This window comes from Bradyrhizobium sp. Pha-3, assembly GCF_042258615.1.
Lineage (GTDB): Bacteria > Pseudomonadota > Alphaproteobacteria > Rhizobiales > Xanthobacteraceae > Bradyrhizobium.
On record NZ_CP170152.1, the window covers coordinates 6,010,776 to 6,031,774 of the forward strand.

At 59.3% G+C, this 20,999-nt stretch carries 17 protein-coding genes; 4 read left to right on the forward strand and 13 right to left on the reverse strand.

What is annotated here, in order from left to right:
- Positions 1-42: 42 nt before the first annotated feature.
- The 5 genes from ACE10Z_RS28595 to ACE10Z_RS28615 form a co-directional block, all read right to left on the reverse strand.
- Positions 43-1,497, reverse strand: a complete 1,455-nt coding sequence (locus tag ACE10Z_RS28595; protein WP_375783742.1) for an oligosaccharide flippase family protein — start codon at positions 1,495-1,497, stop codon at positions 43-45.
- Positions 1,498-1,777: 280 nt separating this feature from the next.
- Positions 1,778-3,001 (reverse strand): glycosyltransferase, encoded by a 1,224-nt coding sequence (locus tag ACE10Z_RS28600; RefSeq protein ID WP_375783743.1) that lies wholly within the window; start codon positions 2,999-3,001, stop codon positions 1,778-1,780.
- 298 nt (positions 3,002-3,299) lie between these two features.
- A complete protein-coding gene (locus tag ACE10Z_RS28605) occupies positions 3,300-4,064 on the reverse strand; it encodes an FkbM family methyltransferase (RefSeq protein WP_375783744.1) in 765 nt (254 codons plus the stop codon).
- Between the two features lie 394 nt (positions 4,065-4,458).
- On the reverse strand, positions 4,459-5,811 hold the full coding sequence (locus tag ACE10Z_RS28610; protein ID WP_375783745.1) for a hypothetical protein: 1,353 nt from the start codon (positions 5,809-5,811) through the stop codon (positions 4,459-4,461).
- A 351-nt stretch (positions 5,812-6,162) separates the two neighbouring features.
- Positions 6,163-7,239 carry a Wzz/FepE/Etk N-terminal domain-containing protein gene (locus ACE10Z_RS28615; protein ID WP_375783746.1) on the reverse strand — a complete coding sequence of 359 codons (1,077 nt, stop codon included), beginning with the start codon at positions 7,237-7,239 and terminating at the stop codon, positions 6,163-6,165.
- Positions 7,240-8,004: 765 nt separating this feature from the next.
- Here ACE10Z_RS28615 and ACE10Z_RS28620 point away from each other — a divergent pair.
- Positions 8,005-9,387, forward strand: coding sequence for a polysaccharide biosynthesis/export family protein (locus tag ACE10Z_RS28620; RefSeq protein ID WP_375783747.1), 1,383 nt, complete (start codon positions 8,005-8,007; stop codon positions 9,385-9,387).
- 65 nt (positions 9,388-9,452) lie between these two features.
- Here the strand turns inward: ACE10Z_RS28620 and ACE10Z_RS28625 are convergent, their stop codons facing one another.
- Entirely contained in the window at positions 9,453-12,311 is a 2,859-nt protein-coding gene (locus ACE10Z_RS28625; RefSeq protein ID WP_375783748.1) for a hypothetical protein, read from the reverse strand.
- Positions 12,312-12,481: 170 nt separating this feature from the next.
- Complete coding sequence (locus ACE10Z_RS28630) at positions 12,482-12,754, reverse strand: hypothetical protein (RefSeq protein ID WP_375783749.1); 273 nt, start codon at positions 12,752-12,754, stop codon at positions 12,482-12,484.
- A gap of 480 nt (positions 12,755-13,234) precedes the next feature.
- Between ACE10Z_RS28630 and ACE10Z_RS28635 the strand changes: the two genes are divergently transcribed.
- Positions 13,235-13,423 (forward strand): hypothetical protein, encoded by a 189-nt coding sequence (locus ACE10Z_RS28635; RefSeq protein ID WP_375783750.1) that lies wholly within the window; start codon positions 13,235-13,237, stop codon positions 13,421-13,423.
- Positions 13,424-13,688: 265 nt separating this feature from the next.
- On the opposite strand, the gene ACE10Z_RS28640 is transcribed toward ACE10Z_RS28635, so the two are convergent.
- From ACE10Z_RS28640 to ACE10Z_RS28655, 4 genes are all read right to left on the reverse strand, one after another.
- Positions 13,689-13,937, reverse strand: coding sequence for a hypothetical protein (locus ACE10Z_RS28640; RefSeq protein ID WP_375783751.1), 249 nt, complete (start codon positions 13,935-13,937; stop codon positions 13,689-13,691).
- Positions 13,938-14,520: 583 nt separating this feature from the next.
- On the reverse strand, positions 14,521-15,306 hold the full coding sequence (locus tag ACE10Z_RS28645) for a hypothetical protein (RefSeq protein WP_375783752.1): 786 nt from the start codon (positions 15,304-15,306) through the stop codon (positions 14,521-14,523).
- 706 nt (positions 15,307-16,012) lie between these two features.
- Entirely contained in the window at positions 16,013-16,228 is a 216-nt protein-coding gene (locus ACE10Z_RS28650; protein WP_375783753.1) for a hypothetical protein, read from the reverse strand.
- Between the two features lie 502 nt (positions 16,229-16,730).
- Positions 16,731-17,795 carry a hypothetical protein gene (locus tag ACE10Z_RS28655; RefSeq protein ID WP_375783754.1) on the reverse strand — a complete coding sequence of 355 codons (1,065 nt, stop codon included), beginning with the start codon at positions 17,793-17,795 and terminating at the stop codon, positions 16,731-16,733.
- Between ACE10Z_RS28655 and ACE10Z_RS28660 the strand changes: the two genes are divergently transcribed.
- Positions 17,782-18,588 (forward strand): GDSL-type esterase/lipase family protein, encoded by an 807-nt coding sequence (locus ACE10Z_RS28660; protein WP_375783755.1) that lies wholly within the window; start codon positions 17,782-17,784, stop codon positions 18,586-18,588. The two genes, ACE10Z_RS28655 and ACE10Z_RS28660, sit on opposite strands and share 14 nt — an antisense overlap.
- A 56-nt stretch (positions 18,589-18,644) precedes the next feature.
- Here ACE10Z_RS28660 and ACE10Z_RS28665 read toward each other — a convergent pair whose 3' ends face one another.
- Both ACE10Z_RS28665 and dinB read right to left on the reverse strand, forming a co-directional pair.
- Positions 18,645-18,854 carry a hypothetical protein gene (locus ACE10Z_RS28665; RefSeq protein WP_375789945.1) on the reverse strand — a complete coding sequence of 70 codons (210 nt, stop codon included), beginning with the start codon at positions 18,852-18,854 and terminating at the stop codon, positions 18,645-18,647.
- A gap of 114 nt (positions 18,855-18,968) precedes the next feature.
- Positions 18,969-20,216, reverse strand: coding sequence for a DNA polymerase IV (gene dinB / locus ACE10Z_RS28670; RefSeq protein ID WP_375783756.1), 1,248 nt, complete (start codon positions 20,214-20,216; stop codon positions 18,969-18,971).
- A gap of 349 nt (positions 20,217-20,565) precedes the next feature.
- On the opposite strand from dinB, the gene ACE10Z_RS28675 reads away from it, so the two are divergent.
- A complete protein-coding gene (locus tag ACE10Z_RS28675) occupies positions 20,566-20,832 on the forward strand; it encodes a hypothetical protein (protein ID WP_375783757.1) in 267 nt (88 codons plus the stop codon).
- The last annotated feature ends 167 nt before the right edge of the window (positions 20,833-20,999 follow it).

Consider the following 20,999-nt stretch of genomic DNA (forward strand, 5'->3'; position numbering starts at 1 on the left):
GCTGATATTCAGGCAACCCCACACAATGCGGAACACCGTCCATCACGCCCCGAGAACTCCCCATTCTCTTCGGACCTCAGCCAGTGTTCGATAGTATCCGGTCACAAACAGCATCGCCACATAACACACCAGAACCGCAGCCGGACCAACCAGCGCAGCAACTGGAACCGGCGCTTGCAGCAGATCAAACGAAACTCGCACCAGCATTGCCGCCAACACCGAAGCGACCAGAATTAGTCCAAGGTTCTTCCAATCCTGCAACCTTGCGATCGGAATGCTCATGACCTTTGAAAGTCTTCTCAGGAACAAAATATACACAACGAAGGTTGTGAGTACCGACCCGATCGCCGCCCCTGGCAAACCGTAGTACCAGACGCCGGCCAGGCTTGTTAGCACGGCAAACGGAAGGATCGCCGCCTCATAACGCATGTTAGCCGAGCCCTGCCCAAACACATTGAGCAGCGTGGTAATCTCGGTCGAGATCAATGTTTGAATCAGATAAATGCGCAGCACTGGAGAGCCACTCACGTACTCCTTGGTAAACAGCAGCTGAATGACTTCGTCAGCAAAGACGAACAGTGCCGCGATGGCGGGGAACATGACCGCACTAATGATCACGTTGCCCTGATTGTTCAGCCGCAACAGCTCTTCGTGGCGACCCAATGAATGGAAATGACTCATCCTCGGCAAGAGCAAATTCCCCAGCCCGCCTCTCAAGACTTCGAACGGCATGAGGAGCATGGTTGCAATCGAAAAAATGCCGAACATGCCCGACGAGAACATCGTCGCGACAATCCAAAGCTCCGCCTGTTTCCGCACACTCCAAAGCAAGCCGGCCACACCGAACGGAAGGGCGTAGCGAAGCTGCACGCGGAACTGCTCCTTCTCAATCGGAAACAGTCGAATGCCGCAATGGCGCGCAATGAAGACGGCAAGAAGTACCAAGCGCACGCCAGCAGCAATCAGAGCCGCGATTAGCACCTCTTCGAATCGATGAAAAACGACTGCTGCAGAAACTATGAGCACAGCTCTCAGCACGGATGAAGCCAAGATAGCTTGCGCCTGCCAGCGGATCTGCCCGACAGCGTTGGGTACAACGTCCAGCAATAAGCCCAAATTCCAGACAAACAGGAAGATCGCCAGCAACAACCCGTGGTCGTGCAGCAGATCCTTCATGCCCGCTGGAAGGACATGACGAAAGGCGACGATGAGAAGCAGCGCAAACGTCGTTGTGGCGAGCAGGAACAGCACCGTCTGACCGACGTAAATCCGCCGTCCCTCCGCATCCAGCCGGACAAAGAAGAAAAGCAGGCTCCGGGGCATGTTGAAAGAAAACAACAGGGCCACCGTCGTTACGAGCAGCCAGAACAGCCGGTATTCACCAAACGCCGTGGGGCCAATCGTTCGCACCAGAACGACTGGCGTCAATAGCATAATGACCTGCTCGGTGTATTGGGCAGCCGAGAGTAGAATTCCTTGACGCAATATGGATGCCATGGATCAACGACCTCGCGACGGCGTCGACGACCGGAAGCGCGACTCCCGGTCGGCGCACTTTCCAGGAAGACGATCAGAACTCACTGACTGACTTCCAGAAGCACAGGGCAGCACGATCATCGCACGAAACGCACAACGATTTGATGGCAATCGGATCACTTCTCGCCTCACCTTTCTCGAGCCGCTCCTCGTCAATCTCGTATGACCAACTCGATGCATCAGCCTATCGGACCACGGCAATTGAACCGAAGGGCAGCCATGACCGAACCTCTCCCGGCACTCACACCGAGCCCAGGAGTGCATCCATGTCACGAGCAACCTTTTTCCAGGTGTAGTGCTCCAGCATCACTTTTCGAGCACTCTGGATCATAGAATACCGAACGCCTTCGTCTTCGATGAGCAGCTTGATCGCTGCCGCGATCTTCTCGGGCTCGTCGGCACGCATGTAATCGACACCTTCTCGCGCCATACCAAGCGCTTCGATGCCTACTCCCGTTGAAACAACGGCCAGCCCCATGGCAAACGCTTCAAGTACCTTGTTCTTTAATCCGCTGCCAATTCGCATCGGATTTATCATGATCGGATACTCAGCGAGCACCGAGCAGATATCGTCGACGAATCCAGTGAGGCGAATGCCGTCGTCTCGCTTCGCTTCCTCCAGAAGCCAGCTTTCCGCATCCTTGCCCACTACGCACCACTCAATTCCGGCCGGAGCCAAGCACGGTCGATAAACGTACTGGTAAAAAAACCGAACCGCATCGCTGTTTGGTTTGAAGGCAAGGTTGCCCCAAAATGCCACTCCCCTCCGCTTGGCGACACGCGCGTTTGAGTCGAAGGTATCCGCCAGGTCGGGCGAGACTCCGTTCGGTATCGTGCTAACGTTCGCCGTTCTGCCGGACAGCCTGCAAACAGTATCAGAATCGGCATCATTGACTGTAGTGACGTGGTTGAACCAAACGGGCAAACACGCCTCCGCCCTTGCGCGGCGCGCGAGCATCAGGCGCGCGTCGAGACGCGTCCTCAGGTGCGCGGGCCACGGCGGAAGGAACTGCATTTGTCTGGTCAGCGTTAGAACCTCGCTGTCGATGAGATCAAAGAGTATTTTCTTATCGCTCGAAAACGGTCGGACGAATTCTGCAAGCACGAGGCAGAAGACGATCATTTGATCGATACTGTTCTCCTCGCAGAAGCCGGCGATCGCTTTGGTAACCGTCGAAAAGTGATCCGGATAAGAGAGCGAGAAGTAGTCTGAATCATTTCGACGGAAGTGCCTCCTCAGCGAGGGCCTGTGGGCCGGAAACTTCGGCGTTTCCGCAATCTTTTTGAAGACATCGGACAAGCCAACCAAGCCATCGCCGGATTGATCTGTTGAACCGAGGTTCACCGTCAAAAGGTACAGTTCATGCCGCTTCGCCAATTCACGGCACAAGTGCCACACGCGGAGGTCATGCCCGTTTGTCAGGCTTGCGAGCGGCTTATGTGTTACAACCAGGATGCGCGTCACGACAATTCGTTGATTTTCGACTGCGGTAGAGCGGCATCAGGCACAGCATGATGCGACTAGACCCTTGGCCTCGGTCCTTTCATCAATCCAGTGGAGCCGAGCTTCCCAAGTCGATTTGAACTCATTTGGCTCTCCGGCGCAACGGGAGGTGGCGTTCCCATTGGAGCCCTGCGTGTCGCTGCGTTGCTCTTCGTGAGTAGTACTTTGGCTCCGAAGAGCTGCGACTGATGCCTGGCGTCCCCTCGTGCACGCGCTGTGTCGCGCGCGCGCGACGGGAATCAGGACAGCGGTGCGACCTCTATTGGGGCAGCGGACATTCATCCGGAATAATGAAGAAATTTCCCGTGAAGTTCTTGAGGCCGGAGCCGGCGGGCTTGAGCACGCCGTGCTCATAGCCGTACATGCGATAGCGTTCGCGTTCGAACATTGCTCGAATCTCGCTGCGGTTCTCTGGCTTCCATATCTCGCAGAATATGAGCGGCCGGCAGCGCCTTATCAGCCCCATGCCGCCTTTCAGCACCTCGGCCTCGAACTCCTCGACGTCGATCTTGATCGCGTGCACGTCTGTGCGTGTCTTGAGATCCGGAACGTCGTCGAGCGTCTCTATCTTGATCTGAAAACGGATGCCTTCCTTGTACTCCGAGTGCCCGTCGTCGACCTGGCACAGCGCGTGCCGTTTAATTCCGCCTATCACCGGCATGATCATCGGGAGCGCTGCGGCCTGACGGCCCAGGCCGCATTCGTGGACCGTCACGTTCGCGAGCGTATGCTGCGCGACCACGCGCGTCAGGCTCCTGAAGTTCTCAGGCCCCGGCTCGAACGCATGGACTCGGGAGCCGGGCTTCGTCGCCGCCAGAAAATAGGCCGTCACCCCGATATTGGCGCCGATGTCGAGGATCACGCCGTCGTTCGGCACCATGTTAAGAAAGTACAGGAAGTCGGCTTCGTAACGGAACGCCTTTATCGTAGCGATACGCGCTTGAGCGACGAAGAAGAGGTAGTTGTCAAATCCGAGCGCGCCGATGAGCAGGCGCTGCGTGAGACGCTTGAGCGGACCAATCATTGGAGCGCCCCCTGCTCGACCGACCTGTTTGAGCGGGAGTGGTCGAAGAAGCGGCCCCACACGATCTCCTCGTCATGGGTACGTTGGCCCCGGATTTCGATCGGGCTCCTGGGAATCTCGCGCTCAGACATAGTCACGCTGGAATCCATCACAATTGAAACGAGCGACGTTAAATGCCGCCATTAAGCGGGTTCGATCGCTGCGTTGCAAGAAGGTCGCTCGTTCAGAGACGGAGAACTGGAGTTACCTCCACCGGCTTGTCGCCGCGCTTACTGCGGCTGCGTCGGGCGGGGCCTCGACGAAAGATATCTGATCCCTCGGACCTGCTTCGTACTGCACCAGCGTCAGGTGGCCGAGGCTTACCTAAGTGACAATTCCATCGGCAAAGACCGTCCTAGTCAGCAGCTCCTGCCGAGGTTTGGCGTACGCGCGAAGACAGGCGTGCCAGGTTGACCATCATCGCGATGAGAAGGAACAGGTACATGTTCTCGAACGATGGAAATACCTCTCGCTCGGTAAACATGCTTATTCCGTAGCCGACGATGCAGGCAAACAAGGCCCAATACAGATCGCTATGCAACCGTCGGCCGACACGCCAAGCGGTTGATATCCCGACGCACATAAGAACGAGAAGAATGCCGGTCGCGATCGCCCCACAGTCGAGAAAGAAATCGATGATTGCGTTGTGCGCATGAGTCGCTTGTATCAGCGTTCCCGTGTACCAAGCTTCGCTGGTTATGATTCCGGACCGACCGGCGCCGAATAGAAACAGGCCGAGATCACTCGTCCATTCGTTGAGCAGCGGGATCCAGATGAAGTCTACACGGCCAGTAAGCAATTCATCAGCCGACACTTCCGAAGTCCCGTCGAAACCGATGGAAAGGATGGCGTCCATGGTCGGCGCGATCCAGAGAACGGAAGCGATGGCCACCATCGCGGCGCCGGCAGCCAGGACAGCAAATTTGCGCTTGTAAATCAGAAGCAGAACATAGGAGCCCGCGACGGTTAGAAGCGCGCTGCGCGATGAGAGGAGGAGGAGCCCCAAAAGCGACAGGGCGACGGGCACCATCCAGAGTGAGCTACGCGTAAGTGCCTTGTACAGCAACAAAGGCGCCGTGCAGATGTATATCGTGCCCATCGTATTGTAGTGGATGCCGAAGTAGGCTTCACACAAATCGTTAACGGCGGCCCGTCCTGAAAGTGCGGCCGATGGATTCATAAGGGCGACGAGGATGAAGCTGGCCGATAAGAGTAGGATCGAAACGCAGATTGCGTTGACGACTGTCTCGATCTCCGAAGATGAGCGACATCGCTTCAGAATGAACAGAAACGGCAGTATGTAGAACGCCGGAACCATGCCGTATGACATGATGTAATCCAGATAGGACTCCGGAAATACATCCGGGAGGCGCTCATGAAGCAGAGGGGCGTTCGGGATCGATCTAGCGAAAGCAATGGTGAAGGTTACGAAATATAGCAAGAGAATGCGGATGGACGTCCGTTCGATTTTGTCGGTCGCTGATAAGAGTGAAACTCGGAATAACAAATAGACCAGGACTCCCGCTGACAATAGGTTGAAGGGCTTGCAGCCCTGTATGCCGAGCAGGTTCGAATTGACAAACGGCACGCGTTGAAATGGCAGTATGAAAACGACCGCTAGAAACAGCCATTTTGCGCTTTGGCCGAGCGAGTACGCAGACGCGCGATGATAGGGAGTTCCGCCGCCATATCTTAATGCAACGGTCATGACGGGCCGGCTCCTTGCCATCCAGCGCGACCGAACTCGAACGCACGGCTTCTCGGTGCGCAGCGGCTCCCAAGCCCCTGAATCTCACCTCGAGCGAGCCTGAGCGGTTCTATCGACATGGCCACACCGCGTCGAATCCGCACCCTGTCTTCATCCCAGCCACAAGCGTGACGTCTTCCCAACGCGAATTCCGGCGGCCATCCAGATGACCCGGCCACCATCGCCTCAATCGTTGCCACTGGGATGCGGCCAAGGCGCCATCGTGCCCGATACTGATCATCCGATGGCGCCTGCCCGTCCGCCGTCCAACACAATGCATCCCACGCATTGCCAGAAATGGCAGATCCGCCCTCATCCCGAACCTGTAAGGCGTACCGGCCTCGTCTTTGTCGATCCGTCAGGTTGATGATCCGGCCGGACTGTGTCCGAGACGGGCCACTCCGCTCTATCATCGTGTCCGCGCAAGACGTCCCACGCAGCGAAGTGCATATGACCATCCATCAGATCCTGCAGCACGGCGGCGGCGAGGCCGAGAAGCAGCCCGCCAAGGAGCGCTATTGCGAGCACATTCTTAGGCTTTGGCGAAGCGGCCCTCAGGGGAGGCAAGGCCTGAGTAATCAGACTCGCAGCAAACACCGGCGAGGACTGTTGTCGCGTAGCCTCCAGCCTGCGCAGCATATGACGAAAATTGTCATAAGCGCTTTTGGCGGACTCCGCAGCGGCTGCCAACTTATCCATGTTGGCAGCGTAATCCGGCGCATCCTTCTTGTTTCTGCTGAAGTCCTCGAGTGCCGCTTGCGCAGCTGACGCTTGGCTGCTCAAGCCATTCAGTCGATCCCGGACCCACGTCTCATCTTGCAACGAGCCACCCTGATCCATTTGATGAGTAATATACTTTTCTGCAACGGCGTTCAGAATCTGCGCTGCTCGATCAGGGTCTTTGGAACTGAAGGTGAGTTCGACAAGGTAAGTCGGGCCGACACGCTTGGCGGTAAGCCTTTGTCCGAAGGATTCCACGGCGTAGCGCATGGCGCTACCTTTGCCTTCCGGCCTACTCCAGCCGAGCAGACGCGATACGGACAGCATGCTACTACCCTGGCCGCCCGCAAATTCCGGATCCTGCGCAAGACCGAGCTTCTCGATCACGGCACTGGCGATGCTCTCGGACCTGATGATTCCGATCTGACTCTCGACAATCGTTGCGACTGCTGCAACGTCGCCGGGGGTCGCTTTCGAATCTACGATCAGTTGCGCCTTGGAAATAAAAGTGGGAACCGCCATGATGAGGTAGACCATGGCAACGCCAAGCGCTGCGCAACACACCAGTGATATGGTCAACAGGCGTCGCCTTATGAAAGCAACCACCGCTCGCAGGGAAATGACCGACGCAGGATGAAATTCCGGCGGCGGCGGATCGTCCCGGTTCATCCAACTATCCGTTGTATTCTGTAACATTTTCATACCAGCGCTGATAATTGGAGCTCCGTTGCGGCAGCCAGGTCAAACAGCGCAAGGGAGCTCACTGTACGAAGCAAGGTTAGCGGAAGGTGCGGCCGGCTGAGTCACATCAATAGGCATTCGTGCACCTCTTGAGACGAGGGTAGCTGGCCAAAACCGGCGAGTGGTCACCGTATCAACCTGTGATAGACGACGGCCACGAAACGAGCCGAAATCACGCTGGTGACGAATTCGGCAGCAGTCATGGCCAGTGAGGCCATTACCCGGCCTGAGGGTACCTGCTGGATTCACCTGGCTGCCATGGACCAGATGCGCCGGGAGGTTGGCGGAGGCCGGCAAACCGGTGAAGAACGCATCGTTCATGGCACTCTACGGCCCAATCGCTCATTTCCTACTGAATCAGTACATTCCGGGTCACAGGTTGGGAAAGGCAATAAATGGGTAATTACGATGGTCCATTGAGCCGCGGCACGACCGGACTAAATTCGAGTGGCGATCCGCTCGCTCGCACATCGCCATGGGTCTGATGCAACTTCGAATTGACGATCAACAGGGCCGATCAATCGAAAATGTAGGCGGGACGTCCTGCTTCCCTGCAGATGTGGGAACGAACCTCGGCTTTGCCGATCGTCGGTCTCGATGGTTACCCGAGCGTCAGCGATGTTGACGTGTTGGCACGCCAACAGAATCCGAGGGTTTCATCCTGGTGACCGCGTCATAGAGAAAGTTGCCGTCATGCCGAACTCCGCTCCGCGCAAGCGTTTCAGGCTCAGTATCCTGGGCAACGACCTCGGCGGTTACACCAAATGGGGCTTGGCCGCCGTGGCCTTAGCGATTTCGGTGGCACAAGCGAAAGCCGAGTATCTCGTCAATGCCGGAGATGTGCTGGAGGTCGCGGCGGCGGGCGTCCCGGAGTTGCGATCTCGTGCAGCCGTCCAGACGGACGGTAACATATCATTGCCGCTCGTCGGAGTGCTTCAGGTAGCGGGCCTGAGCTTGCCGCAGATCCGAGCCAAGGTCGGCGCTGCACTGGCGAACAAGGTGTTTCGACAGAGAAGTCCGGATGGGCGTGAAAGCGTCATCGTGATAGATGCAGATGAAATCACTGCAACCGTGGCGGACTACAGGCCAGTATACATCAATGGCGATGTCTCGAAGCCGGGCCAGTATCCTTACCTTCCGTCGATCACCGCACGTCAACTCATCGCGCTGGCGAGCGGTTACGACATCATGCATGTGAGAATGAACAATCCGTATCTCGATCTGGCGGACCTGAGAGCCGAGTACGGATCGCTTTGGACAGAATTCGCCAAAGAGCAGGCGCGCTCTTGGCGTATCAAGATGGAACTCGGAGAGGCAACCCAGATCGCTCCAAACGCTGAGAAGGAGGCGCCGATAGCTCGATCGGCGATTTCAGAGATCTTCAATGCGGAAACCGAGTATTTGAGGGCGAAGCAGCGTGACTATCAGCAGGAGAAGGAGTTCCTCCAGCGCGGTGTTCGGCAGGGTGACGATGAAGTGCGCGTGCTGTCCGAGCAGCAAAAGCGGGAGGAAGAGGGATTTCAGTCGGACCAGGAAGAGCTGCAAAAGGCGCAAGATATGTTCGCCAGAGGCACCCTGACCAGCCCGCGCGTTACAGATGCGCGGCGAGCGGTTCTGCTGTCGTCAACCAGGAAGTTGCAGACCTCTGCGCAGCTGCTGCAGGTCAAGAAGCAGCAGGATGAGCTCTCCAGAAGGCTGACGAAGCTCGATGATCAGCGGCGACTTGACCTGCTGCGTGAGCTGCAGGACACGAGCTTGAGGCTTAACCAGGTTCGCGAGAGACTGCAGGCCGTAGGTGAGAAGATTCAGTACACCGCGATGGTACGATCACAGCTCGTGCGAGGAAGCGGAAGCAAGCCCGACATTACCATCGTCAGGAAGGGTAAGAACGGGCCGGAACAGATTGTCGCAAGCGAAGATACCGAGTTGCAACCAGGCGACACGGTCGAGGTATCCTTGCGATACCAGGATCTTCCGGACGCACCTTCCCGAAAGCTAAGCGGTCTAGGCCCGTCACCGGCGGCCGGGCGAACTGCGGTGACGGAAGCTGATCCGCCTTCAGTCGGTATCAGATGATGAGGTCGGCCCGATCGGTCACGGTTGCGAGCTGAGGGGCTTGGGACGGCGCGTGTCCGGAAATGTTAGCGATGCAGCGCGTCCAACCGAGCTTTCGCCTCCTTGATTCCTGCTGCATCGGCCCTGGCATACAGGGCCTTCGCTCTGCTCGCATCGCTGCGCGTGCCGTAAGTTCCCCATTTCGCCAGAACCAGCGGATCGTAGGTTTCTGCCAGCGCAAAGCTCGCCTGGGCACTGCCCATCTCGACGGCGCGCTCAAGTACAAGCCGCGCCGCACCTACGTCGCCCTGCCGAAGCAGGGAACTGGCACGCGCCACCAACCCTGCCGCTTCCGCAACATGCTCGGAAGCGGGCTGAACAACAGCGCGAGCGGGTGCCAGGGGTGCCTGCTCGGCGATCGGATCGGCAGCCACTCCGATGTAACCGGACTTGTCTGGGCCCCGCGAACCGGTCGTCACGACGTCTGACGCAGCGCCGAGCCCTTTGCGGCCCTGGGCCTCATAGGCATGGATCGCGCTCCGCGACAGGAAGAAGTTCTGTGCCTTCACGCCGGCGCTTTCGCCGCGCAATTGCTTCAACTCGGCAGCATCGGCTTCTGTTGCTGTCCTCTGCAGCAGGACTTCCTCGTTTGCCTTTGCGGCCCTCGCCGTCTGGACCTCATTTTCGCGACGCACTGCTGCCAGATCCTGTTCCATGCGTGCGGACCGCTCACGCTCCTTTTGCAAATCCGCCGCAGCGCTCTTCCCCGCCGATGTCAGCCGGGACAAATCCTCGGCCGCTTTGGCCGCCAGTGCAGTCTTGGACTCGACATCGCGCCGCGCCGTCGTCAGATCCTGCTCCAGCTGTGCGGACCGCTCGCGTTCCTTTTGCAGGTCCGCAGCCGCGCTCTTGCCCGCTGCTTGCAGTCGGGATGCTTGCTCGCCTGCCTGCGTCACCAGCGCGGTCCTACTCTCGACATCACGTCGCACCGCCGCCAAATCCTGCTCCAGCCGCGCGGATCGTTCGCGCTCCTTTTGCAGGTCCGCGGCGGCGCTCTTGACCACTACCTGCAGCCGTGTGGTTTCGTCGCCTGCTTGCGTCACCAGCGCAGTCTTGCTTTCGGCATCACGCCGCGCCGCCACCAGATCCTGCTCCAGCCTGTCAGCCCGCTGACGCGCCGCCTGCAGCTGGTTCTGCGACTCTGCCGCGCTGTTCTCCCTCTCCCGTTTCAGTCGGGCTGCTTCATCGCTTGCTTTCGCCGCCAGTGCGGCCTGGGCCTCGGCATCACTGCGAGCCGCCGCAAGATCCTGCTCCAGCCGGGCCAATTGTCCAGGTTCAACGGGTGAGGTTTTCTGAGCTGAATCCGCGCCGCGTTCGGCCGCCCGCCGGAGCTCCGCCACTTCTTCTCCAGCCTTGAGGGCCTGTGCCTCATAAGCGTAGATCGAGCTGCGTGCCTGGGAAAGCTCCTGCGCAAGCGCGTCGGCCTTCGCGCGCGATTGCCTCAGATCGACAACCACTGCTTCCGCCGACAGCTTCTGACGCGAGACTTCCTCGCCCGCCTTTGCCGCCAGCGCAGTTTGGGCCGCCAGATCACGTCGCGCCGCCGCAAGATCCTGCTCCAGCTGCGCGGACCGCTCATCTTCCTTTTGCAGGTCCGGCGTTCCGCTCGCCCCTGCGGCTTTCAGCCGGGAGGCTTCTTCGGCTGCCTTCGCCGCAAGCGCAGTCTGAGTCTCCAGATCACGCCGCGTCGCCGCGAGATCCCCATCTAGCCGCGCAGATCGGTCGCGTTCCTGCTGCAGGGATACTTCCAGCTTTGCTGCACCGCTCTCTCCCACCGTCTTCAGGCGGGCCGCTTCATCGCCCGCCTTCGTTGCCTTTGCGGTTTGGATATCCAGATCACGTCTCGCCTCGGCAAGATCCCGCTCCAGCCGCGCAGATTGCTCGCGTTCCTGCTGCAAGTCGGCTGCGTTTCTCTCCCCCGACTGCCTGAGGCTGGACGCCTCCTCGCTCGCTTTCGCCGCAATTGAAGTCTGTGTCTCCAGCTCCCCTCGCGCGACGGCGAGATCCTGCTCAAGACGTGCGAACTGTTCCGGGTAGCGAAGCGACCCGGCATCGCTCGCAGTAGCCTGTCCGAGTTCGGCCAGTTCTCCTCCAGCAGCACGGGCTTGAGCTTCGTAGGCCCGGATTGCGCTCCGCGCCAAAGAAAGGCCGCTCGCCGACACTCCGGCCCCTGCAGGCGGTTGCCTTGTCTCGGCCTTCAGCCGTGAAACTTCCTCGCCTGCCTGTGCCACCAGCGCGGTCTGGGTCTCGACATCGTGTCGCGCCGCCGCGAGATCTTGTTCGAGCCTTCCTGCCCTGTCGCGCGCTTGCTGCAACGCGTCCTGCCCCCCCGCGGAACCCTGCGCGGCTTGTTTCACCCGGGCAGCGTCTTCGACGGCCTTGTTGGTCAAGGCAGTCTGGACTTCGAGGTCGCGTCGAGCCGCGGCGAGACCCTGCTCCAACTTCTCTGCCCGCTCACGCTCGTGCTCGATGCGTTGCAACAAGCCAATATCAAGCCTTGCAGTGGAGAGCTCGCAGGACAGGCTCCCACCCCAATCGGGCTCCTGGTCCGAGGGAGGCGCGCTCTGGTCGCGCGCTCCCTGTACGATCAGCATCGGCCGCTCGGTGCCGCGTTCGTCCCGCGGCGTAGCTTTGGAATTGCCGTCCTCCGCCGCGGCCGCCGAATTGACAATGCGAAGAGCTATCGTTTGCTGCGCATCCGCCGCGAGACGCAGCGGATCGGGCGAGGCCCGTGTTGTTTCGGGTGTCCACGCGGTTGCGAGCAAAGCGAAGGTCGTCGACCACAGGAGAACAGGCTGTGCAACACAGAGCAGGCGTCGCGGCGGCGCGCCTGCGATGTCGGAGGCGGTGCCTACTTCATTGTCGAGGAGAACCGTGCGGTCCATCCGCAATCACCCTTCGTTTGGCGACACGATCTATCGAGGTGCGGCGTTAAGTGCCCTACCCTCGGCGCGACGCCTATGATCCGGATTGAGGCCCCGCTCCCAATGTGACCACCTCGATTCTCACCTTCTGACCGAGATCGCTGTAACATTGTGCGACGTTGGCCCCCTTTTTAAGGAGCGGATGGTTTCGTGAGCACCAGCACCGCGAGCACGAGCACGGCAATCCGCCGTTTGCGGTTCGTGGCACTGCTGCATTTATTTTCCCATGGAGCCCTGTCTTCGCCGATCCGGATTTTCATCGTAGTTTCGTGCAGTTCGCCCTCGCGCGCTATTTCCCCTTGGAGGAGCCCGCCTAACCCTTCCGGATTATGCGCACTGCCCACCCTGACCTGACGCAGCAACGAGGAACGATTGACCGGCGCGTCAGCGCGCGCCAGGAACACCGTCTGACCGCCGGGATGGCCGTCGTTCGAAACGGATCGTGACTCCGGATGGCTCCGCGGCAGCTCGACGGAATACCTCGGAATCTCCGGCCATCTCTCTGCAAAGAAGGGTAACTAATCTACACTCGCTTGATTGCAGCGAGAGCAAATCGTGCGTTGCGCGCCTTCGATCGTTCGCAAGATGCGGAGCAAGGCCTCGATTTTGTAATTGCGGGAGGCCTTATGGTCCTGGATAGGTCGCGCCTCGCGCGATACCGGTGATGATGCGAGTACACATCGCGAGACGCTGCTCCGGAGCCGTGCAGGGAAGCCATTCGGTGCGCATCGTCGTCTTCCACACTGCCAGGAAAGGTTGCGCAAAGTCACAACCGAAATCATTGAAGCGGCGCAGAGACAGTGGCGAGATTTTTCCCGGCTCTCTGCAATTTTGTTGGGAACGGCCGGCTGTCTGCCTATTGCCGGTCTCGCATGGAGACGAAGATGACCGACGAGCAGTTGATGCGCCTGAAAGTCTACGGGAACAATGTCCAGCGCTATCGCCGATTGCTCAAGGGCAACCTAACCGAACAAGAGAGGGAATTCGTTGAAAGGCGCCTCACTGAAGAACAGTTGGCGATCCAGAGGCTAAGGACGAATGGCCTCGTAAATGGCACGTCGGAGATTGTGTGAATGGGTTACTTCCTCCGCAAGACCATGGCATCACGCTGATTTTTGACCGCAGCGCCCGGCGGCAGCATGGACATGAAGAACAGGCTCTCGGGAAGTTCCCGGCTTGTTCTAAAGGCTCACAAAGCAATGGCCGTCCTTAACGCTCAGCAATCACAGTCGAATTCCGCAGGGGCCTAACTTTATTCCACGAAGGTGCCGCCGTTTTGCCTCGCCTCGTTCCCCAATGTCTCATTCTGTTCATATACCTTACTAGGTAACACAGGCGTCATTTGTTCGTGGTCTGTTTCACCGACGCTTCGCGATGCAGTCGATCCCGAGCATTGCTCGCAGGTGTCGGCAGAGCGTCAGTCAACACCTGCTTTATGTGTTCGGCCTGCTCCTTCGTCAGCTTCTCGGCAAAGCGGCCTCCTCTTTCGAGCTGCGCCGGCCGCTTGAGTTCTCGATCATAAACCATCCAGTCAGTGCTTCCCTTCCGAACGAGGAATCTAGCCTGTACACGCGCGGTGAAGTTCAACGATGCCTCCCAATCGGTAAGTCCGCCGGTCTCAAAAATACACAGCCGGGGACGGTTTATTCCTGAACTGGGACACTGAAATTCCCAGTATCGCCTAGACAGCAAGGGCCATGCCGATACACCCCGTTTCCGCGGAACCATGCGGCGGCGTGTAGTATTGCAACGACCTTGAAGTAGCAGATCTCCGACGTTGCGCTTTGCATGACGCAGAGCCAGACAGTTCTCGCAGCTCGGCCTTCCACTCTGCGGGTTCCACGCGATGTCACTCGCCAGTCCGAGGTATCGCGCGGGTGACGAAGCCTCTCGTCACTCGTCTGGAGCCGTCTCTTCGACTTTACGTAGGGAGCGTCGATGCCAACGAAGAGCGCTCGCGATGCGCCATGCGCGCGACGTGATCAGAATGAAGGCTGCGGGCTAGCGTCCCACGTCAGATGGATTACGCACTGGCAACCGCCTGCGGGCGCTGTCCCAATTGACGCTCACCGCCAATTCCAAGATCACTCATTGAGATCAGGTTCAAGGGGCCGCAGTCGCGGCGCCAGCGGCTTATCCATATTGCTTGTCATGAAGGAGGCTGCGCAGATTAGCGCACTGACCACGGCCATGCCGACGGTTGCGGCTTGTTGGCTTGCGGGCGCGCCGCATTCGGCGCCCGCTTGGGCGTCTGGGTGACATTGGTAGGCCGCCGCGGGCGCGGCAGTGGTATCTCGGGGGATGCCTGTGGTTGGTCTAACGTCTGCTTAGGCTCTTCAGGCTCAGCCTTTGGCGCCGAAGCGTTAGCGATCAGACTGGCCAGCTGTTCCTGGCTTGCGTTGAGCCGCTCGGTCATCGTCTTGCCTTCCTGCGCCATCTGAATCTGGGCAGCCTTGATCTGGTCGATGACATCGTTGTTGCGCGCTATTTCTACCTGACTTGCCTTGAGTTGGCTTGCCGCGCTTTCATTGTCGCGGGCCAGCTGTTCTTGCCTCAGTTGCAGTTGTTCGACCGCCTGCCTTAAGGCGGCGAGATCGCGTGCCATCGGTTGGAGCTGCTGTGCGAAGTCGAGAGAAAGCGCGACGACATTCGGCGCAATGTCTTTCGGCGGGACTTGTGCCAGAGGTGAGGGTTTTGGGGAGAGTACGGCCGGCGTACCTGCGGAGGACCACCACCAAGCAGCGCCACCAATGGATGCCAGCAACACGAAGCCGACAGACGCTGCGTAGCGCCAATCTGCCAATCGATGAATCGTTGCCGGCAGCGCACCAAGCACTTTCATGTTGTTCGGCGGACTCGAGGGCTTGACTCCCGCTTCGCGCGCAAAGTTCGAAAGCTGCTCCTCCAAGCTCGTGGGCCGCCCGTCCGCAACCTTGTCGTCCAGCGTGGCGCCCATTTGTTGCTCCGTAACAAACAAAATGTGATCGGACCGAGAGCAGAACCCAAAGGCTTCGATTGTCGCGTCTCAGCGGGCAATTGAAATCCCGGAAATGGGAAAGCGGTAGCGTACTGCAACTTGGGCAAGCAGGAAAGCGGCTCGGCGCTTAGGTTCACCGGGATTGCAGGGGGCATTAGTGAGCGGCTTTGCTGGCTCAGTGATCATCAACCGGGACCGCAGGCGTATGACGATGTTGCACGCCTCACGTTCGAGAGCGTTTTATCAAGCAAGGCGAACGGACTGAGCCACCGTTGAAAAATCCCCACCGATCCGTTCCATAACCCAGAACGGAAACTCTTCGTCCGTCCGGCGTGTTCTTCCGGCGCTTCCGTTAGCATGCACGGACGGCGCGCGGCCCGGCTGGAAACCGTTATCTGGCAGGGTTCCGATGCCAGGCCAAGGACTATCCCGGCAAAGTACGGCTCCCACCCTGGTAATTCAATAAAACAAATGGGGCCCTGTGCCGTGGTTCTGCTGCGCGCGCTCGTGTCGTTCGGGCGCGCGATGGCTGCCCGATCGTCGCCTGCCGGGGTTCAGCCGCCCCGGCGACAGGCGCCGCCGAGACACGATATTTCGAGCCCGACGCCATAGCATTTCACGGGATCGTCGCTCGTCTGCTCAATGCGCATGCGAATAATCGAGAAGATCGTAGCCGTGACCGTCTTCATCCCGTTCTAACAAACGTCCACTCAGGAACTTCAAACGGTAGGCCGCGGGCCGACGGATAATGGGAATAACCTCCGAGGAGATCGAGCGCGGCCATTGCCGAGTGATAGGATCCAAAATCCTCCTCTCCGAAGAAGAAGTGAAATCGCCCGTTCAGTGGCACGATGCGAAATGTGCCGCCCTTGGAGCGGAATTCCCAATAGCCTGGCGTCATTGTCGCCACCACACGCGCCGGCGGCCGGCCCTTGCGGCCTCGAACGTGTAGGCCATCAACCTAACGTCATCGCCAAGGTGGACGGCTTGGAATGTCATATGAATCACCCCCTCGAATCGGCGTGATTTTACAGCGGAGGGACATTGTCAGCCAAAGCGCGGGCTGACTTATCCATCGACTTTCGAAGCGGGCGTCTAACAGGGCGGCAAGTCATCAATCGGTTGAAGCGCGGAATATTACGGGAGTATGCAGGACGCGGGCTGGCTGCGGAAACTGCTAGCAAGCGCCCGCCTCGTGCCAGGGGCTGCCAAGCGTCTTCCACTGCCCTCTTCGCCTGAGGCGGCCTACGAATGCGGATGGCGGAGCAGCAAGGAAATTCGCTTCAGATCGACCGGTTGCTACGCCAACGAGCCTCCCGGCGGACGCATGGTGCACGCCAATTGGGGAGCCGATACCTTCTTGACCAACGTCACTCGGTCGACCGACTTATCAAACCGCCCTGTCAATCAGGCATCCATTTGATGGAAGCCGGATCGGCGGGCCGTGTGGTCGTGTAGGTCACCAGGTCGTATCCTCGCTCGACGACGAGATCGGCAACTTCGATGAAGCCTTCGCCGTTCCCGTCCTTCGAACTGTGCAGCGTAACGTCGCTCATGGAGACATCCTGGTCTGTCAGCGACAGCCTGACCATTCCCTGATGGTCTCGAATTGGCCTGCAGATCGGAATGAGCCGCGCCTCGAAGTTTGTCGGGTGATAGGGCTTGAGACGCAGGTTCTTGTGGAAAGTTCTGTCCCCCTCGATCGACAGCACGCTCTTGCAGGCTGCCGAGTTCACCATGAGGCCGCGGATGGATGAATCCGACCCGATGTGGACCGGATACGTCTCGCCGCGTTCCAGCCGGACACCCGAGAACGCGATCAGCCTCGACGAATGCTCGACCGGTGTGCCCGCTATTTGATCTTTGAGCGGCACGCGGTCGTAAGCCGTGAATGCAAACGTACGTTTGCACTTTGCCGTCTCGGCCGTCCTTATCTTAGTCAAGAAATTGCCAAGGTGCGTCGCTATCACGCCCGACAAGAACTCGGCCGGATGACTGCCGTCTGCGTAGAGTTCCTTCGCGTCTACGTTCTTGGACTTGGCGGCGGCGGCGATGACGTCCCTTACATCAAGGTAGTACCAGTCCTGCTTTTGGCAGACGGAGATGCAGGCGGAGATGATCGTTCTTGATGCGTTGATGTCGCTCACCGGTATGCAAACAAAAACCGGCTCGCAATTGGCGCGTTTGGCGGAATGCCCGATCCACTCGACCCACTTCACAACATCGTAATAGTCGATCGCATTGGCGGAAAGCAGCGAAAAATCGATCACGCACGTATCGACGATGCAAAACTCCGAGCCTTTGAAGAAATCGCCCTGGGCGAAGTACGGACCAAGCAAGGATGGAGATGCACCGATCCTTCCTGATGACTTCACTTCAATCGTGTCATCGGCGTCCAGAAATTTCTGGAAAAAGCCTGCCTTCAGGATGCTGTTTGACTGTCCCAGGATCGAAATGCTCAGCGACATCAGATTGACTGCCCTCAGATGGAACCGCGCAATGACATCGAAAACGCACGATGGAGAACTCCGCAACACCGCGTCAATCGTCTATGTCGCGGCGACGTTATCAATTGTTGCGGCGCTCTGTCTACCATCGGCGGGACGTGCGCAAAGTTCGAGAGTCGCATGCGACAAGACTGACACGCAATTCGCCGTAACGGCCGCGATGCCGGACAATGCCGATGCCCTGCGCAAATATGAGAGAAATGTGTCGGGCCTGTCCGGCGATGTCTCGACGGTGTTGCTTGGCGACTCGCTGGTTGAGGCGTGGCCGAGGGAACTATCTGCCTCGCTCGGCGCCGGGCCGGTAGCCAACCTCGGCGTCGGACGCGACAGGATTCAGAACACGCTCTGGTTCATCGAACACGAACGCGAGCGGCTGCGAAAGATCAAGCCAAAGTCCATCGTCGTGCTGGTCGGAACCAACAACATCTATCTCGACAAGCCGTGCGGCGTGATGGAATCCTATCAAAAGCTGTTTGAGGAGATCAGGTCGCTTTGGCCGAACGGCAAGATCTTCTCCATCCAGATTCTTCCGCGCGGCGACCAGATGAAGGGTGCGGCCGAGAACATTGGTTCTGTCAATGCCGAGCTCAGCAGAAGAAGCCGGGAACTCGGAATCAGAACGATCGACGCCTCCAACATCGCATGCGGACGAACAACGCCGTGCGCCAATTACAAGAGCGATCTCCTGCACCTGACGCCATCCGGATACGAAGCCCTGACCAGGATCGCCAGGGAAGGCATTGGTTCATCGTAGGCGTCCAACGAAGCTGCAGGGGAGCCGTCAATGACGCTTGGACGCGATCTGGCCTGCTAGCTCAGCATCGAGATGATCGATTGAAGTTGATTGGATGCGGACGCCACGAGCCCATCGAACGACGTCTGTCCGTGCGCCGCCGCCCGCAAGATGGATTCGGCAACGGCCGCCTTGAGACCGAACACGGATTGGTCGGCGGGCACGCTTGCCATCACGGTGTCTAGCGCGTCGCGCATCGTCTGGATCAGTTCGGAGCTGAATTTCATGGCCATCCTCCGCGTGCACAGGATAGACCGGGCGCGCCAAGCCACCACTCACAAGCCCGCGATTCCAGATTGCGTTTTCTTAATACAATGACAGGAGGGTGAATCGGCGAGGAGCTAGAGGTCCTTCTCGGCCAGCTTGCGGAAGTCGTCGGGCACCGAACGAACGACCTCCAGCGCTGCCGAACCGTATCCGATCGCATCCCAGCCAAAACGATCGCGGACCTTGTCGATGGCACAGTCCGCGGCCCAGCGGGCCATCCCGATCGGACTTCCAGGGCGAAGCGCCTGATCGGCCAGTCCGAGCGGAAGCTCGAGCGCAAGATCCCAATGCTCCTCGAGATGCGACACCGAGATTGCCAGCAGCGAAATGAACTTCTCGCTCGGGTGGTCAGCAAGCGTCGCGCGCACCAGATTCTCGGCGAGCGTGGCGAGGATCACTGTCGTGCACACGGGCGCATCGAGCGTCATCGAGCGCGTCACCGATTTCAGGTCGGCGAAGCGAACGCGCACCGTCACGGTTCGTCCAGGCCGGGATTTCGCCCGAAGCCGCGTGGCGACCCGGTCGGCGAGATGAAGCAGCGTCGGCCGAATGACCTGCTCGATCGCGGGCTTTCGGCCAAGCGCCGATTGTGCTCCTGCCGATCGCGCGCGCCGATGCGGCGTGAGCTGTCGCGGATCGCGATTCCAGGCCAGCGCTGCGAGTTTTTCGCCCGCCGCCGGACCGAGCAGCCGCGTCAGCGAGCGCTCCGACAACCTGGCGAGTTGACCGATCGTCGAGACGCCGATCGCGTCCAGCCGTGTCCTGGTGACCGGCCCTACTCCCCACATCAATTCAACCGGCAGTTCGTGCAGGAATCCGAGTTCCGCGTCGGGATCGACGACGACGAGCCCATCGGGCTTTGCGACCTGCGAGGCGATCTTCGCCAGATGCTTGGTGCGCGCGACGCCCACCGAGATCGCAAGGCCGAGCTCTGTGCGCACGCGCCGTCGGATCGCCGCGGCTATCTCGGCGGGCGTTCCGAACAGATGGGTGCAGCCGGCAACGTCGGCAAAAGCCTCGTCGATCGAAATGCGCTCGACGAGCGGCGTGAAGTCGCCGATCACCTTGATGGCTGCGTCACCCAGTCTTTGGTAGTCGCTGAAGTGGCCGCCGACGAAAATGAGGTGCGGGCAGAGCCGGCGAGCTTCCCGTCCCGACATGCCGCCGTACACCCCGAACGCCTTGGCCTCATAGGACGCGGCAAGCACGACCCCGCCTCCGACGGCGATCGGCTTGCCTTGCAGCGACGGCTCAAGCAGCTGCTCGACCGACGCGTAAAACGCATCCAGGTCGGCGTGAAGGATGGTGGCTGCGGCTGCCATCTCAACCCGTTCATCCCTGACCTGACCAAGATTGCTCGTCCTTGGACGCTACAACAATTAAAAGAACAAAACAAGAACAAACTCAAGTCCCGTCGACCAGGAATGGCCGCCGGCGCCGGCGGTTTCCCGGCGAACGTTGGGCGCGCGCTGTCGCGCCAAGCGTCGATGCGGGCTGCCGGTTGCTGTCGAAGGAAATCACCGCGAGGCGGTTGGCAGGTCGCTCGACGTCCACGGGCATTCTTTGCCGAAGACGAGCGCGATTACGCGCCGCTCTCGCGTCCCGCTGCGCCAGCTCGCTCATGAGCCGGCGTTGTTTGACGAACAGGCTTTTTCGGGTAGAGATCAAGGAATGACCGACCACTCTCATCAGGTGGACTTCCAGGCTGCGGCCTCGCTTTACAAATGGCCTTCTCTCGGCAACTCCAGGCGAGAGGATCGCGCGCCCTATATGATCGTCAACGGAACGCTCGACCAGTGCATTCGGGACTTCATGGGCAAGCCCGAGAAGACCCGGCATCTCTACGAGATCCGGACCACGCCGCAGCCTCCGCTCGTGCCGGATGTGCTGTCGCCCGAGCACGTGATCGAGCTCTCCAGGCTTCGCGAGTTTCTCTGAGGCGCTTCAGCGGACGCGATCCCGACGCGTCTTGATCGCGGGCAGACTTGTCCACCTGCGTGCGCCGGAAGGCGCATTGTTTGCCTCTGAGGGAGCCGCTACACTTGCCCGGCTCACCGACTGACGGACGTTCGCGCCGGCATGATTGATCCGCTTCGACCTCTTCT

Excerpts from the sequence above, each read along its gene's own strand:
- ACE10Z_RS28595 (WP_375783742.1), bottom strand. The coding sequence starts at position 1,497 with ATGGCATCCATATTGCGTCAAGGAATTCTACTCTCGGCTGCCCAATAC.
- ACE10Z_RS28605 (WP_375783744.1), bottom strand. The coding sequence starts at position 4,064 with ATGATTGGTCCGCTCAAGCGTCTCACGCAGCGCCTGCTCATCGGCGCG.
- ACE10Z_RS28610 (WP_375783745.1), bottom strand. The coding sequence starts at position 5,811 with ATGACCGTTGCATTAAGATATGGCGGCGGAACTCCCTATCATCGCGCG.
- ACE10Z_RS28615 (WP_375783746.1), bottom strand. The coding sequence starts at position 7,239 with ATGAACCGGGACGATCCGCCGCCGCCGGAATTTCATCCTGCGTCGGTC.
- ACE10Z_RS28620 (WP_375783747.1), top strand. The coding sequence starts at position 8,005 with ATGCCGAACTCCGCTCCGCGCAAGCGTTTCAGGCTCAGTATCCTGGGC.
- ACE10Z_RS28625 (WP_375783748.1), bottom strand. The coding sequence starts at position 12,311 with ATGGACCGCACGGTTCTCCTCGACAATGAAGTAGGCACCGCCTCCGAC.
- ACE10Z_RS28635 (WP_375783750.1), top strand. The coding sequence starts at position 13,235 with ATGACCGACGAGCAGTTGATGCGCCTGAAAGTCTACGGGAACAATGTC.
- ACE10Z_RS28645 (WP_375783752.1), bottom strand. The coding sequence starts at position 15,306 with ATGGGCGCCACGCTGGACGACAAGGTTGCGGACGGGCGGCCCACGAGC.
- ACE10Z_RS28650 (WP_375783753.1), bottom strand. The coding sequence starts at position 16,228 with ATGACGCCAGGCTATTGGGAATTCCGCTCCAAGGGCGGCACATTTCGC.
- ACE10Z_RS28660 (WP_375783755.1), top strand. The coding sequence starts at position 17,782 with ATGCTCAGCGACATCAGATTGACTGCCCTCAGATGGAACCGCGCAATG.
- ACE10Z_RS28655 (WP_375783754.1), bottom strand. The coding sequence starts at position 17,795 with ATGTCGCTGAGCATTTCGATCCTGGGACAGTCAAACAGCATCCTGAAG.
- ACE10Z_RS28665 (WP_375789945.1), bottom strand. The coding sequence starts at position 18,854 with ATGAAATTCAGCTCCGAACTGATCCAGACGATGCGCGACGCGCTAGAC.
- dinB (WP_375783756.1), bottom strand. The coding sequence starts at position 20,216 with ATGGCAGCCGCAGCCACCATCCTTCACGCCGACCTGGATGCGTTTTAC.
- ACE10Z_RS28675 (WP_375783757.1), top strand. The coding sequence starts at position 20,566 with ATGACCGACCACTCTCATCAGGTGGACTTCCAGGCTGCGGCCTCGCTT.